This window comes from Rothia mucilaginosa, assembly GCF_019334805.1.
Lineage (GTDB): Bacteria > Actinomycetota > Actinomycetes > Actinomycetales > Micrococcaceae > Rothia > Rothia mucilaginosa_C.
Genome location: NZ_CP079822.1, coordinates 1,731,372 through 1,745,946 on the forward strand (window position 1 = coordinate 1,731,372; position 14,575 = coordinate 1,745,946).

Genomic DNA, 14,575 nt, shown 5'->3' on the forward strand with positions numbered 1-14,575 from the left:
AAGGTAGACAATGACCATTCCCACCGCTCTGTCCGAGGATCCCTTCGGCTTCACCGGCCTGACCTACGATGACGTGCTGTTGCTGCCCGGCAACACTGACGTTATCCCCTCCGATGCGGATACTTCCACCCGCCTGTCCAAGCGCATCACCCTGAACACCCCCATCATCTCCGCCGCAATGGACACCGTGACCGACTCCGCTATGGCAATTGCTATGGCACGTCTGGGCGGTATGGGCGTTATCCACCGCAACCTCTCCATCGAGGACCAGGCTGCACACGTGGACCGCGTCAAGCGCTCCGAGTCCGGCATGATTATCAACCCCGTCACCATTGGTGCTGACGCAACCATCGCCGAATACGACGAGGTCTGTGGCTACTACAAGGTCTCCGGTCTGCCCGTCGTCAGTGAAGAGGGCGTGCTGGAAGGTATCATCACCAACCGCGATATCCGCTACATCTCCCGCTCCGACTACGAGGGCATTCGCGTCCGCGACATCATGACCCCCATGCCGCTGGTCACCGCGCACCCCAGCGTCACCAAGGACGAAGCATTCGCGCTGCTGTCCCACAACAAGATTGAGCGTCTGCCCCTGGTCGACGACGCAGGCAAGCTCGCCGGTCTGATTACCCTGAAGGACTTCGTCAAGACTGAGCAGTACCCCAAGGCCACCAAGGACGAGGACGGCCGCCTGCGTGCCGGCGCCGCTATCGGCTTCTTCGGCGACGGCTACGAGCGCGCAATGACCCTGGTTGAGGCAGGCGTCGACGCACTGTTCGTGGACACCGCAAACGGCCACTCCCAGGGCGTGCTCGACATGATTGCCCGCCTGAAGAAGGACCCCGCCGCAGCACACGTGGACGTCATCGGTGGCCAGGCTGCAACCCGCCTGGGTGCACAGGCAATCATCGACGCCGGCGCTGACGGCGTGAAGGTCGGCGTTGGCCCCGGCTCCATCTGCACCACCCGCATTATCGCCGGTGTTGGCGTTCCCCAGGTGACCGCTATCAACGAGTCCGCTAAGGCAGCAATCCCGGCAGGTGTGCCGCTGATCGCTGACGGCGGTATGCAGCACTCCGGCGAGATCGGCAAGGCACTGGTTGCCGGCGCTGACTCCGTGATGCTCGGCTCCCTGCTGGCTGGTACCACCGAGTCTCCCGGTGAGCTGATCTTCATGAACGGTAAGCAGTACAAGGCATACCGCGGCATGGGTTCGCTCGGCGCAATGCAGACCCGCGGCCGCCACAAGTCCTTCTCCAAGGACCGCTACTTCCAGGCTGACGTCTCCAGCGAAGAGAAGCTGATTCCCGAGGGTATTGAGGGTCAGGTTCCCTTCCGCGGCCCGCTCTCCGCAGTGATTCACCAGCTCGAAGGTGGCCTGCGCCAGACCATGTTCTACGTCGGTTCCCGCACCATCGAGGAGCTCAAGTACAAGGGTCAGTTCGTGCGCATCACCCCCGCAGGTCTGAAGGAATCGCACCCGCACGACATCATGATGACCGTTGAGGCACCGAACTACCGCGGCTAAAACGCCTCACCAACGATGATTCGCCGCATGGTGTGCACACCATGCGCCGTTGAGCCCGCCCCATACCCGTTCAGGTATTGGGCGGGCATCGGCGCGAATAACGCCCAGCGGCACCCCTCAAACCGAATTCGAAAGGATTCACCCCATGTCTGAAATTCAGATTGGCCTCTCCAAGAACGCCCGCCCCACCTACTCCCTGGACGATGTGGCGCTGATTCCCACCCGCCGTACCCGCGACCGCCGCGACGTTGACACCTCCTGGCAGATTGACGCGTTCAAGTTCGACACCCCCATCATTGGTGCGCCCATGGACTCGGTCATGTCCCCGGCGACCGCCATTGCGCTGGGCAAACTGGGTGGCCTGGGCGTGCTGAACCTCGAGGGCCTGTGGACCCGCTACGAGGACCCGCAGCCGCTGCTCGACGAGATTGTTGAGTTGCCCGAGGCGGACCCCGCCTCCGCAACCACCCGCATGCAGCAGATTTATTCCGAGCCGATTAAGCCGGAACTGATCACTGCACGTCTGGAAGAGATTCGTGACTCCGGCGTGGTTGTTGCCGGCTCCCTGAGCCCGCAGAACACCCAGGAGCACTACGAGACCGTGGTGAAGGCTGGCGTTGAGCTGTTCGTCATCCGCGGTGCGTCCGTCTCTGCTGAGCACATTTCGACCTCGCACGAGCCGCTGAACCTGAAGAAGTTCATCTACGAGCTCGACGTTCCGGTCATCGTTGGTGGCGTGGCTGGCTACTCGCAGGCTAAGCACCTGATGCGTACCGGCGCGGCCGGTGTGCTGGTGGGCTTCGGCGGCGGTTCTGCACAGACCACCCGCCAGGGCCTGGGCATCTCCGCACCGATGGCAACCGCTATCGCCGACGTGGCTGCGGCACGTTCGGACTACCTGGATGAGTCTGGCGGCCGCTACGTGCACGTGATTGCTGATGGCTCCCTGGGCCGTTCCGGCGACATGGTGAAGGCTCTCGCACTGGGCGCTGACGCTGTCATGCTGGGTGCTCCGCTGGCTCGCGCATCCGAGGCTCCCGGCCAGGGCTGGTACTGGGGCAACGAGGCGCACTCGCTGGACTTCCCGCGCGGCGTGCGCACCCCGCTGGGTGTTGTCGGCTCCCTGGAGGAGGTCCTGTACGGTCCTTCGCACCACGTGAACGGCACCAGCAACATTGTCGGTGCGCTCAAGCGCGCAATGGCTAACTGCGGCTACCTGGACCTGAAGAAGTTCCAGAAGGCGGACCTGACCGTGGTCCCCGCGTACCGCGGCTAATGTAGCTTCATGAATCACCGCCTGGCGGTTGGCAAGTTTTGATCTGCCGGTCGCCGGGCGGTGCTTTCTATACGCATGCGCTACCCCCGTTAGGGCATGTAGCGGCACCCCGGGATGGGGGAGCGGCTACGTACCGTCGGCGGCGTACAGCGATAGCGTAAAATAGATATATCCCCGCGCAAGTGCGCGGATTAGTACCAACACGTTGAGGTAATTTTCGTGACCAACTCTGTGAACCTGGACCAGCTCGAAGAGCGTCCCGTCCTGGTGGTAGATTACGGTGCACAGTACGCACAGCTCATTGCTCGTCGCGTGCGTGAGGCCGGCATCTACTCCGAAATCGTCCCCCACTCCATGAGCACTGAGAAGATGCTCGCCAAGAACCCGGCAGCCATCGTGCTCTCCGGTGGCCCCTCCTCGGTCTACGCCGATGGCGCCCCCAAGGGTGACAAGGCCCTGTTTGAAGCTGGCGTGCCGATCTTCGGTATCTGCTACGGCTTCCAGGTCATGGCCCAGACCCTCGGCGGCACCGTCGCCCAGACCGGTCTGCGCGAATACGGCGCAACCGACGCTGTGATCTGCGCTGAGAACTCCTCCTTCCTGACCGGCACCCCCACCACCCAGAACGTGTGGATGTCTCACGGTGACTCCGTGACCGAAGCCCCCGAAGGCTTCGAGGTGCTGGCAACGACCCCCGGCGCATCCGTGGCAGCATTCGTGGATGAGTCCCGCAAGCTCGGCGGCGTGCAGTGGCACCCCGAGGTGAAGCACTCCGACTACGGCCAGGTCGCCCTGGAGAACTTCCTCTACAATGTGGCAGGTCTGAAGCCCACCTGGTCCACCAACAACATCATCGAAGAGCAGGTTGCTAAGATTCGCGAGCAGGTCGGTAGCGACCGCGTCATCTGCGCGCTCTCCGGCGGCGTTGACTCCTCCGTGGCAGCAGCACTCGTGCACAAGGCTGTTGGTGACCAGCTCACCTGCTTCTTCATTGACCACGGTCTGCTCCGTGAGGGCGAGCGTGAACAGGTCGAGCAGGACTACGCAGCCTCCATGGGTATCAAGGTCATCACCATCGACGAGTCGGAGCGTTTCCTCTCCGCTCTCGAGGGCGTCACCGAGCCCGAGGCGAAGCGTAAGGCTATCGGCCGCGAGTTCATCCGCTCCTTCGAAGAGGCACAGCGCAAGCTGATTGCCGAAGCGGGCGAAGAGGGCGCAGACATCAAGTTCCTGGTCCAGGGCACCCTGTACCCGGACGTTGTCGAGTCCGGCGGTGGCGACGGCACCGCAAACATTAAGAGCCACCACAACGTGGGCGGCCTCCCCGACGACCTGACCTTCGAACTGGTTGAGCCGCTGCGCACCCTGTTCAAGGACGAGGTTCGCGCTATCGGTCGTGAGCTCGGCGTTCCCGAGAAGATCGTGGCACGTCAGCCGTTCCCCGGCCCCGGCCTGGGCATCCGCATTGTCGGCGAGGTTAATCGCGAGAACCTGGAGACCCTGCGTGCCGCTGACGCTATCGTGCGTGAAGAGCTGACCGCAGCAGGTCAGGATGAGCACATCTGGCAGTGCCCCGTGGTTCTGCTGGCTGGCGTTCGTTCCGTGGGCGTTCAGGGTGACGGCCGTACTTACGGCCACCCGATTGTTCTGCGCCCGGTCTCTTCGGAAGACGCAATGACCGCTGACTGGTCGCGCCTGCCGTACGACCTGCTGGCTAAGATCTCGAACCGTATTACCAACGAGGTCAAGGACGTTAACCGAGTGGTGCTGGACGTTACCTCCAAGCCCCCGGGAACCATTGAGTGGGAGTAATCCCGCTTTGGGCTACCTAGCTTTGTAGCTGGGAGCCTGTGAAGGAGCCGCCCAGTGCATCCGTTTGTGGATGCGCCGGGCGGCTTCTTCGTATCTTCCTAACGATATATAGCGGGTCTGAAGATGGAGGGGTTGTCGTAGTACTGAAAGGAAAATATAATGTAGCTACGTAGTAACATTCTTTATATTTTTGTGTTGCGCGTAGAAGGGGAAATCATGACCGTTATGACTAGCCGCGAGTTCAATCAGAACCTCGCCAAAGCCCAGAAGCAGGCTCAGCAATCACCCGTAATTATCACTAAGCGTGGTGAACCCACCTATGTCCTTATGACCTATGAAGAGTATTCGCGTAGTCAGAATGAGAGCTCTTCCCTGTATGACTTCTTCGCCAACTACCCTCAACCTGCTGAAGGTATGGACCTGCCCGAAGAATTCCCCACGGTAGAACGTTCCGCACATCAGCGCCCCATTGTAGAGTTCTAGGGAACAACGATGTACCTGCTTGATACCAATATCATTTCTGAGTTGTGGAAGCTCTCACGCGGTAAGGCTGACCCTGTATTTGAATCGTGGTTTCGTGTTTACTCCGATAGGCCGCTCTATATTAGCGTCGTGACCCTGATGGAGCTGGAGCGTGGAGTACTCGCCATGGAGCGTAAAGATCCGGCACAAGGAGCGTATCTGCGTGAATGGTGCTCGACAGTTCGAGAGAAATTTCAGAAACGAACTCTTGTTATTGACGGGGCTGTAGCTGATTATTGTGCAGGGCTTCATGTACCGGATAAAGCGCCGGAGAATGACGCGTGGATTGCTGCGACCGCGCTGGCACACGGTCTTACCCTGGTAACGCGCAATGTCAAAGATTTTGAGCGCCTCCCGGTTCGACTCCTTAACCCCTTCGAACCTACAACATAGCGAAGGTAAGGCCTGAAAAGAAGCCGCCCGGTGCATCCGAATGTGGATGCGCCGGGCGGCTTCTTTCATATGAGCGTTTCTGAAAATATTCCGTAGCCTAGATTTTTCGCATGAATTTTAAAGAAAAACACCAAAATATTTAAAACGAGAGTTCAAATAAAAGAACTAAAAACTCTCCACAAAACCACACGGGGAAAAGAAAAACCTTTAATGCGGGTGATGTGGGTGACGAATCGAATCACGCCAATGAGCGCTCGACCCCAACCCAAAATGCAGAGCAAAAAACGTACCAAAACAGCAGAACCCAAACGCGCACGCCATATACACGCCGTAGGTCAGCATCATAAACTCAGAATCATGACTCACTCCCGACGCGACATTCAACACCAATGAGACGCCCAGAATGACAAGCCACACAGCGCTCGCAGCCGCAATCAGCCACGAGATAACACTCAACACCGGGTGAGTCACCCTAAAGGTCTGCTCAGGGCCCTCAGAGGCGGGTACAGCGGATACAGAAGCTGTAGCAGGGGTAGTAAGCAGGGCAGAAGAAGAGCGCCGCGGAATATGCGCATCAGCATGCTGGCTAGAAGCCTGCGCAGGACGCTTTGCAGATTGCTGGGGGACGCCACCGGATTCGGGAGGGGGAGATTGATACGGTTGTTGCATTGCGGGCTCCTGCATATTTAGCCTTACGGGAGAAGAAACAGCCTAGTTCCTCATCTCGTAAGAAATGAGTGTCTGTGATAGAACGAAAGAATGTGGTGGAAAATATATTCTCTCTATATTTCAAGATTAGAAGCGAACCGTATAAAAAACGAGAGCATCAGCGAATAAGATGCAATATGACGCGAAAATTTCGAAAAATACAACAAAAAATCAATAAACCTCAACCTGAAGGTTCAGTGTAGGGTTATTAGACAGGGACCTTAGCCGTAAAACAACGGCACAGACACAGCAACAGCGAAAGGAACGAGCATGGGAATGATCCTCCCACTCCTCTACTTAGGGGTAGGCTTCGGACTCGCAATGTTGCTACCCGAGCACTGGGGCAACAGCCTGAAAGAAAGCGCCTCCGCCCTGCTGACCCGCTGGATTATCCCCACCGTCATCGTCTACATCGTCGCCACCAGCCGTCCCGAACTCTTCTTCATGGCAGCCTCCACCATGGTGCTCATGGCGCTTCTCGTACGCTGCGCCGCCTTCTTCACGAACGATCCGGTGCAACGGCTCGCCCTCGTCTACCTCAATGCCGGAATCTTCGGAATCCCCGTAGTCGCCAGCTTCTGGGGCGAGGAAGCCGTACGCCTCTACGTCGGCGCGTATATCGGCAACTCCGTCATGGGTAATGTCCTCGGCACCTCACTCATGCGCAGAGAAGCCAATACAGACGGACTCACGACTAGCCGAGCCAAGCCCACCCGAAAAGCTGTCACACACAAAGCTGCCGTCGGTGCAGTACTGCGGTCCCTGCTCACGAACCGCCCCATTATCGCCGTAGCAATCGGGCTGATATGCCTGCCCGCCGGACCGTTCCTCAACACCCACGCCGCCGGTATCTACCGGCTCATCACCTGGGTCTTCAGCTTCGTAGGGCTCATGGTGCTCGGCATGTGGCTGAGCACCGCTCGCCTGCACCGAACCGACCTAACACAAGCCCTCCGGTGGGCGCTACTGCGTGTCGTGCTCGTGAGCATCTACAGCGTTGGCATACTAACCGCCGCACACTGGATGCACACGCACACCGGAGTGCACCTTGAGCAGCTACTGGCACACCCGCAGGTACTTTTTATCCTCGGAGTGCTACCGCCAGCCGCTAACATCGTCATTCTGGAAACCCACTACCGGCACGAAGGAACAGCCGCACCCATTATCGCCTCCGGAGCAGTCGTCAGCCTGGGAATGATAGCGCTCGCCGTGCCAATCCTGCAGCTCGTGTTCTCCAACTGAGCAGAGCCTCCAACTGAGCAGAGCCTCCGGCTGAGCAGAGCCTCCGGCTGAGCAGAGCCTCCGGCTGAGCAGAGCCTCCAGCTAAGCCGAGCCAAGAAAGCACGCCGGGACAATACCGGGGACAACATAGGGGAGAACAAAGAAGGCAACACAAAAGGAGGGCAGGGCATAAGCCTCACCCTCCTTCTGCTGTCTATCACCTTATCGGCACGCCGTAGCACTCAACGAGCTACAACGCTTAGCGAACGATGTGGTATACCTTCGCCTCGTAGGGGCGCAGGGTCGAACCCGCATCGTCCTTGTAGTTCGAGCTCACCAGCTCAACACGAGCACCAGCCTCACGAGCCTCATTCAGCACAGCGAAGTCGCGCTCCTGCTCCTCAGCGGTGAAGTTCGAAACAACCAGCAAAGACTCGTTTGCGGGGCTGCCGTCCGCGCCACCGGTACGGGTGTACGCGTACACAGCCTCGTCCTCGTTGTGCGGAACCTGAACCGAATCCACCGGAGCGAAGGACGCGTAAACCATCAGGTCCTTCAGCTTGCCGCGGCGCAGAGCCACCAGCTGCTGGTAGTGGTAGAAGATCGAATCCTCATCAGCCAGAACAGCCTCAGCGTTAATCGCCGGGTAGTTCGGGTTCACAGCAATCCACGGGGTCACACCCTCGGGGCTGAAACCAGCGTTAGCGGAGGCATCCCACTGAATCGGGGTGCGAGCATTGTCGCGGCCCTTAATGTAGATTGCCTGCATCGCCTCTTCGTGGCTCAGACGCTTGTGGTCAACGTGCATGTCCTCGTAGAAGCGGATCGAGTCACCATCGCGGTAATCCTCAATCGAATCGAACTTCACGTTGGTCATGCCCAGCTCTTCACCCTGGTAAATGTACGGGGTGCCCTGCATGAAGTGCAGGGTGGTTGCCAGCTGCTTAGCGGACAGGGTACGGAACTCATCCGAATCGTTACCGAAACGGGAGACAACGCGCGGCTGGTCGTGGTTGTTCCAGTACAGCGAACCCCAAGCGTTACCCTCCAGGGTGGTCTGCCACTCGTTCAGGATGCGCTTGAGCTCGGTCAGCTTGTACGGCGCGTAGGACCACTTGCCGCCCAGATTGCCGTTCGGGTCGTTATCCACGCCCATGTGATCGAAGTGGAAGATCATGTTCAGCTCACCGGTGTGGTAGCCAGCCCACAGCTTAGCGTCCTCGGGGCTGGTCGCGCTGGTCTCGCCCACGGTCATCACGTCGTAGCGGCTGAAGGTCTCGCGGGTGAGCTCCTTCATCCACGGGTGCACCATGGTGCCGTTCGTGATGACGAACGGAATCGAGGAGGTGTGCTTCTCGTAGTCGGTGGAGGGGTCATCCGGGTAGCCCTCGGGCTTGGAGATGATGTTGATAGCGTCCAGGCGGAAGCCGTCAACGCCCTTGTCCAGCCACCAGCGGACCATGGAGTACAGGTCCTCGCGAACCTTCTCGTTCTCCCAGTTCAGGTCGGGCTGTTCCTTGAAGAAGATGTGCAGGTAGAACTGGCCGGTCGCCTCGTCCCACTCCCATGCCGGGCCGCCGAACTCGGACGCCCAGTTGTTCGGAGGAATCGGGTTGCCGTCCTCGTCGAAGCCCTTCGGGTCCTTCCAAATGTAGTAGTCGCGGTAGGGGTTGTCCTTAGAGGATCGGGACTCCTTGAACCAGGGGTGCTCATCGGAGGTGTGGTTTGCGACCAGGTCCATCAGGATCTTGATGCCGTGCTTGTGGGCGGTTTCAAGCATCTCGTCGAAGTCTTCCATGGTGCCGAAGTCACTCATGATGGCGAAGTAGTCAGAGATGTCGTAGCCGTTGTCCACGTTCGGCGAGTCGAACACGGGGGAGAGCCAGATGACGTTGATGCCCAGCTTAGCCAGGTAGGGCAGCTTCTCGGTAATGCCCTTCAGATCACCGATACCGTCGCCGTTCGCGTCGTTGAAGGAGCGGGGGTACACCTGGTACACCACGGCTTCCTTCCACCACTGGCGGCCTTTGTAGGAGGGAACCTCGTATGCCTCGGAGTTGCTCATAATTGCCTTTCTATACCGGCCATCCAGCCGAAAAGAGGAACAAATTTTGTCTGTGATTGAAGTATAGGGCGAAGAGGGACCGGAATGTCTGTATCTGGTCCCCCTTCGCACAGTATGAGTGGGGTACGACTACTTGGCGTTACCGAAGAGGTACACCTTCGCCTCGTAGGGGCGCAACAGGGTGCCTTCATCGGTGAACTCGCGGTTCTCATCGCGGTAGTTCGAGCTGATCAGCTTCGGGGTGTTCTCGATGGCCTTCAGCTCAGTCGGGGAGAGTGCCTGCGAGTTGGTTAGTACCACCGAATCCAGGTTGCCGCCCGCGTAGTTCAGCTGAACGGTGTCATCGGTGAAGTTCGCGACGACCAGCAGGGCGCGCTCGCCGGTTGCGGCGGCGTCCTCGTCGGAGTTCACGCGCAGGTAGGCGTAGACCTGCTCGTCTTCTTCATCCAGCAGGCGGTACTCGCCGGTCAGGACGATCGGGTGCTCGCGGCGCAGGCTAATCAGATCGCGGTAGTGGTAGAACACCGAATCCTGGTTGGCGAGTTCTGCCTCCGCGTTGACTTCGGTGTAGCGCGGGTTCAGCTTCAGCCACGGGGTGCCGGAGGTGAATCCGGCGTTTTCGCCGGCGGTCCACTGCATGGGGGTGCGGGCGTTGTCGCGACCGGAGGCGCTGATGTAGCGCAGCATGTCCTCAGCGGAGACGCGGCCCGACTCTTCAACGTACTTGCGCCAGGAGTCGTGAATCTCCAGGTCGTTGTAGTCCTTCACATCGTCGAAGAAGACGTTGGTCATGCCCAGCTCTTCACCCTGGTAGATGTAGGGGGTGCCCTGCATCAGGTGCAGTACGGTGCCCAGCATCTTGGCGCTGACGGTGCGGTACTCGGGGGAGTCGTTACCGAAGCGGGAGACGGTGCGCGGCTGGTCGTGGTTGTTCCAGTACAGGGAGTTCCAGCCGCGGCCGTGCAGGCCCTCCTGCCAGTGGGTGAGGACCTTCTTGAGGTCAACCAGGTTGAAGCGGCGGTCGGACCACTTGCCGGTCACGCCACCTTCGGAGGCGTCTACGTCCATGTGCTCAAACTGGAACACCATCTGCAGTTCGTTGCGGTCGAAACCGGTGTAGAGCGCGGCGTCGTCCACGGTCACGCAGGGGGTTTCGCCCACGGTCATGACCGGGTACTTGCTCAAGACCTCGCGGTTCATCTCCTGCAGGAATTCGTGCACGCGCGGGCCGTTAGCTGCGACCGCCAGGCAGTTGTCGAGGCCGCCAGCCAGGACTGCCGGGTCATCGGGGAAGGAGAGGTCCTTGGAAATCAGGTTGATGACGTCCATGCGGAAGCCGTCCACGCCCTTGTCCAGCCAGAAGCGCATGATGTCGTAGACCTCTTCGCGGACCTTCGGGTTCTCCCAGTTCAGGTCGGGCTGCTTGATGGAGAAGTAGTGCAGGTAGAACTGGCCGGTCGCCTCGTCCCATTCCCACACGGAGGGGCTGAAGCAGGAAATCCAGTTGTTCGGCGGAATCGGCTTGCCGTCCTCGTCGAAGCCCTTGGGGTCGCGCCAGATGTAGTAGTCGCGGTAGGGGTTGTCCTTGGAGGAGCGTGCCTGCTTGAACCATTCGTGCTCGTCGGAGGTGTGGTTGACGACCAGGTCCATCATGAGCTTGATGCCGTGCTCGTGCGCGGTTTCGAGCAGCTTGTCGAAGTCTTCCATGGTGCCGAACTCGGTCATGATGGCACGGTAGTCGGAGATGTCGTAGCCGTTATCGTCGTTCGGGGACGCGTAGATGGGGGAGAGCCACAGCACCTGAATGCCCAGGTCGGCGAGGTACGGAATCTTCTCGGTGATACCGGGCAGGTCGCCGATGCCGTCGCCGTTGGAGTCGTTGAAGGAGCGGGGGTAAATCTGGTAGACAACGGGTTCCTGCCACCACTGGGTCTGGGTCGTCATTGTTCTTCCTTCCCTTGGTATGGATGAGTGTTGTGTGGTGCCGCTCTGCGGGCGGCTAACGTCTGATGCCCCTTTAGGACTGGCTGGTGAGGGGCGTAAGGAGGCTCTCCGGCGCCCAGCTGGAGGGGTCAATCTCTAGCAGTAGGCCGCTGTGGTCGGAGATCGCCTCGGGGGAGTTGTCACGGAAGACAACCGCGTGGGATACCACGTCGACCAGGCGGTCAGCGAAGACAAAGTCGATGCGCTTGGCATCCGTGCTACCTTCCCAGCCGGCGATTTCGCGGTGGACGGTGTTCTCGCCGTCGGTGTGCTCCGCTAGGGATCGGGTATCCACCATGCCGCTGGAGGTGACCAGCGCGTAGCCTTCATTGCTCAGATGTGCTGCGGAGTTGAAGTCGCCGCCGAGCAGTACCGGTGCGGTGCGGGCGCACTCGGCAAGCTCCTGCGAGAGGTGTGCGTATTCCTGCGCGAAGAGGGGCTCGCCGTCGAAGTCCCACCAGGACATGTGGGTGGTAGCGCACCAGAAGGTGCCCGTCTCAGTTTCGATGAGCGTTGCCTGTGCTGCGCGGCGCTGCACCTGGTGGTAGCCGTAGCCGGGGGACATATTGATGGGCTTGATACCGCGAATCGGCAGGCGCGAGAGGATAGCTACGCATTCGTCGTAACGGTCCCAGCCGATGTGGGTTTCGGTGAGGGTCCACTCGTAAGTGGCACCCATTTCGTTGAGCGCCTGCACGAGCAGCAGGGCGTAGTTGTCTTCGCGGACCGGAACGCCGGCGCCGCCGCGGTAGTTGAGGGGCTCCTTCACCACGGGGGTGGAGGTGAGCTGGTTGACTTCCTGCAACGCAATGACGTCCACCTGCTGTTCAATAATGAACTTGGCGAGGGTACGGATCTTGGCAATCTGGTGGATTTCGCACCAGCTGTGCGTATTGAGGGTGAGGAAGCGCATGTATTAAGTCCGGGGTATGTGTGAGGTTGAAGAATGATATGCGCACCGCGTATTGAGGTGGTGAGTGTTTATGCACTCTGACCTCTATGGGCGCACTGTTTATGCTATCGATTCTGTGCGCTAGGTAATAGGGAAAAAGTCTCATCTGCAGCAAGTATTTTTAACCAGTGCCGGGATATGTTTCAGGTTCTGAAAAACTCTTTCAAAACTCACAGTTTTGGTACCTGTGGGCAGGTATGACCTGGCATTATTGTTTCTGTCTAAAACACATTCGGCATTTAGCGCACGCAGGATATGTGGCACCCGTCTCATATACTTTCGTTTGAGGGTATAAAGATACGGCGTTGCCACCGCAGACCGGCAACGATCGCCGGCACCTGCGTCCGCTCACTCGACAACCCGAAAGGGCGTATAGCCTCATGATGGAAAAAGTACAGAGGTTCGGCTCTGCCATGCTGGCACCCGTTCTTCTCTTCGCATTCGCTGGCCTCGCGGTCGGTATTGCGATCATTGCACAGAACGGCGACCTGATTCCCCTCGCTGCTGACAAGGAAAGCGCGTGGAACCACTTCTGGTCTGTTTGGGAAGCCGGCGCATGGACCGTCTTCAACCAGATGGAACTGCTCTTCGTGATTGGTCTGCCCATTGCACTGGCAAAGACCGCTAACGCACGTGCAGTGATGGAAGCTGCAATGGTCTACCTGACCTTCAACTACTTCGTCGGCGCCATGCTCAAGGTATGGGGCAAGGGCGGCACCGGTTTCTTCGACCTGGACTACAGCACCGACATCTCTGAGAGTGCTGCAGGTACCGGTCTGAAGATGATCGCCGGCATCAAGACCATGGACACCGGTATCTTCGGTGCCATCATTATCTCCGCAATCGTGGTGTGGGTACACAACCGCTGGTTCGACAAGAAGCTGCCCGACTTCCTCGGTATCTTCCAGGGCTCGCAGTACGTCTACGGCGTCTGCTTCTTCCTGATGATGCCCGTGGCATTCCTGTTCTCCTGGCTGTGGCCCTACGCTCAGCACGGCATCTCCTCCCTGCAGGGCTTCTTCATCGCATCCGGCGCACTCGGTGTGTGGGTTTACACCTTCCTCGAGCGCTTCCTGATTCCGACCGGTCTGCACCACTTCATCTACTCCCCGTTCGTCTTCGGTAACGTTGTTACCCCGAACGGTATCGCTAAGGACTGGCCGAGCCACCTGAGCGAGTTCGCTAAGAGCGACAAGCCCCTGAAGGAACTGTTCCCCGGCGGCGGCTTCGCACTGCACGGTAACTCCAAGGTCTTCGCACCCATCGGTATCGCAGCGGCGTTCTACACCACCGCTCGCCCCGAGAAGCGCAAGGAAGTTCTCGCTCTGATGATCCCCGTCAGCCTCACCGCGATCCTGATTGGTATCACCGAGCCCCTCGAGTTCACCTTCCTGTTCCTGGCACCCCCGCTGTTCCTGGTCCACGCAATCCTGGCAGCATCCATGGCAGCAATCATGTACCAGCTGGGTCTGGTTGGTTACATGGGTGGCGGTCTGCTGGACTTCCTGTTCCAGAACTGGATCCCGCTGTGGGCAAACCACTCCGGTACCTACCTCATGCAGATTGGTGTGGGCCTGTGCTTCACCGTCCTGTACTTCGTAATCTTCCGCTTCATGATTCTGAAGTTCGACTTCAAGACCCCCGGTCGTGAAGAAGACGGCGGCGAGACCAAGCTCTACAGCAAGGCAGAGTACAAGGCTGCTAAGGCTGCTGAGAAGAAGGGCGGCGCAGTTGCTGAGTCCGCTGATGGCGACCTCTACGCACCCCGCGCAGCAGGCTTCCTCGAACTGCTCGGTGGCGCAGAGAACATCACCACCGTGAACAACTGCGCAACCCGCCTGCGTGTCTCCGTTGCTGATGAGTCCCTCGTCAGCCCCTCGGATGCAGACTTCAAGAGCGCAGGAGCTCTGGGTCTGGTCCGCAAGGGCAAGGCATTCCAGGTTATCGTCGGTATGGACGTTCCCCAGGTTCGCGAGCGTTTCGAGACCATGGTGAACGAAGCTAAGACCCTCTCCTAAGAGGAATCAGCTTTCAACCGTCTGACGGCATAACGCCTCATAAGGTATAGACTTCGCCGGCGGTATCGGATAACACCGATGCCGCCGGCGAAGCTGT

General features: G+C 59.2%; 10 protein-coding genes. 7 read left to right on the forward strand and 3 right to left on the reverse strand.

The window, feature by feature from the left end; translation table 11 throughout:
• Nucleotides 1-10 precede the first annotated feature (10 nt).
• The 6 genes from guaB (at nucleotide 11) to LPB405_RS09200 (ending at nucleotide 7,481) form a co-directional block, all read left to right on the forward strand.
• The gene (gene guaB, locus LPB405_RS06945; RefSeq protein WP_012903089.1) at nucleotides 11-1,528 is read left to right on the forward strand and encodes an IMP dehydrogenase; all 1,518 of its coding nucleotides are present in this window, start codon (nucleotides 11-13) and stop codon (nucleotides 1,526-1,528) included.
• Between the two features lie 145 nt (nucleotides 1,529-1,673).
• The gene (locus LPB405_RS06950; RefSeq protein ID WP_049356381.1) at nucleotides 1,674-2,804 is read left to right on the forward strand and encodes a GuaB3 family IMP dehydrogenase-related protein; all 1,131 of its coding nucleotides are present in this window, start codon (nucleotides 1,674-1,676) and stop codon (nucleotides 2,802-2,804) included.
• A gap of 219 nt (nucleotides 2,805-3,023) precedes the next feature.
• Nucleotides 3,024-4,616, forward strand: a complete 1,593-nt coding sequence (gene guaA / locus LPB405_RS06955; RefSeq protein ID WP_012903093.1) for a glutamine-hydrolyzing GMP synthase — start codon at nucleotides 3,024-3,026, stop codon at nucleotides 4,614-4,616.
• Nucleotides 4,617-4,832: 216 nt separating this feature from the next.
• The gene (locus LPB405_RS06960) at nucleotides 4,833-5,099 is read left to right on the forward strand and encodes a type II toxin-antitoxin system Phd/YefM family antitoxin (protein ID WP_219100875.1); all 267 of its coding nucleotides are present in this window, start codon (nucleotides 4,833-4,835) and stop codon (nucleotides 5,097-5,099) included.
• A 9-nt stretch (nucleotides 5,100-5,108) separates the two neighbouring features.
• Complete coding sequence (locus tag LPB405_RS06965) at nucleotides 5,109-5,531, forward strand: type II toxin-antitoxin system VapC family toxin (RefSeq protein ID WP_219100877.1); 423 nt, start codon at nucleotides 5,109-5,111, stop codon at nucleotides 5,529-5,531.
• Nucleotides 5,532-6,509: 978 nt separating this feature from the next.
• A complete protein-coding gene (locus LPB405_RS09200; protein WP_257604884.1) occupies nucleotides 6,510-7,481 on the forward strand; it encodes a permease in 972 nt (323 codons plus the stop codon).
• 238 nt (nucleotides 7,482-7,719) lie between these two features.
• Here LPB405_RS09200 and LPB405_RS06975 read toward each other — a convergent pair whose 3' ends face one another.
• From LPB405_RS06975 to LPB405_RS06985, 3 genes are all read right to left on the reverse strand, one after another.
• The gene (locus LPB405_RS06975; RefSeq protein ID WP_219100881.1) at nucleotides 7,720-9,525 is read right to left on the reverse strand and encodes a glycoside hydrolase family 13 protein; all 1,806 of its coding nucleotides are present in this window, start codon (nucleotides 9,523-9,525) and stop codon (nucleotides 7,720-7,722) included.
• Nucleotides 9,526-9,654: 129 nt separating this feature from the next.
• Nucleotides 9,655-11,469, reverse strand: coding sequence for a glycoside hydrolase family 13 protein (locus LPB405_RS06980; protein ID WP_219100883.1), 1,815 nt, complete (start codon nucleotides 11,467-11,469; stop codon nucleotides 9,655-9,657).
• Nucleotides 11,470-11,542: 73 nt separating this feature from the next.
• On the reverse strand, nucleotides 11,543-12,421 hold the full coding sequence (locus LPB405_RS06985; protein WP_049346414.1) for an endonuclease/exonuclease/phosphatase family protein: 879 nt from the start codon (nucleotides 12,419-12,421) through the stop codon (nucleotides 11,543-11,545).
• Nucleotides 12,422-12,840: 419 nt separating this feature from the next.
• Here LPB405_RS06985 and LPB405_RS06990 point away from each other — a divergent pair, with 419 nt between their 5' ends.
• Entirely contained in the window at nucleotides 12,841-14,478 is a 1,638-nt protein-coding gene (locus tag LPB405_RS06990; protein WP_219100884.1) for an alpha-glucoside-specific PTS transporter subunit IIBC, read from the forward strand.
• The last annotated feature ends 97 nt before the right edge of the window (nucleotides 14,479-14,575 follow it).

Excerpts from the sequence above, each read along its gene's own strand:
- guaB (WP_012903089.1), top strand. The coding sequence starts at position 11 with ATGACCATTCCCACCGCTCTGTCCGAGGATCCCTTCGGCTTCACCGGC.
- LPB405_RS06950 (WP_049356381.1), top strand. The coding sequence starts at position 1,674 with ATGTCTGAAATTCAGATTGGCCTCTCCAAGAACGCCCGCCCCACCTAC.
- LPB405_RS06960 (WP_219100875.1), top strand. The coding sequence starts at position 4,833 with ATGACCGTTATGACTAGCCGCGAGTTCAATCAGAACCTCGCCAAAGCC.
- LPB405_RS06965 (WP_219100877.1), top strand. The coding sequence starts at position 5,109 with ATGTACCTGCTTGATACCAATATCATTTCTGAGTTGTGGAAGCTCTCA.
- LPB405_RS09200 (WP_257604884.1), top strand. The coding sequence starts at position 6,510 with ATGGGAATGATCCTCCCACTCCTCTACTTAGGGGTAGGCTTCGGACTC.
- LPB405_RS06975 (WP_219100881.1), bottom strand. The coding sequence starts at position 9,525 with ATGAGCAACTCCGAGGCATACGAGGTTCCCTCCTACAAAGGCCGCCAG.
- LPB405_RS06980 (WP_219100883.1), bottom strand. The coding sequence starts at position 11,469 with ATGACGACCCAGACCCAGTGGTGGCAGGAACCCGTTGTCTACCAGATT.
- LPB405_RS06985 (WP_049346414.1), bottom strand. The coding sequence starts at position 12,421 with ATGCGCTTCCTCACCCTCAATACGCACAGCTGGTGCGAAATCCACCAG.
- LPB405_RS06990 (WP_219100884.1), top strand. The coding sequence starts at position 12,841 with ATGATGGAAAAAGTACAGAGGTTCGGCTCTGCCATGCTGGCACCCGTT.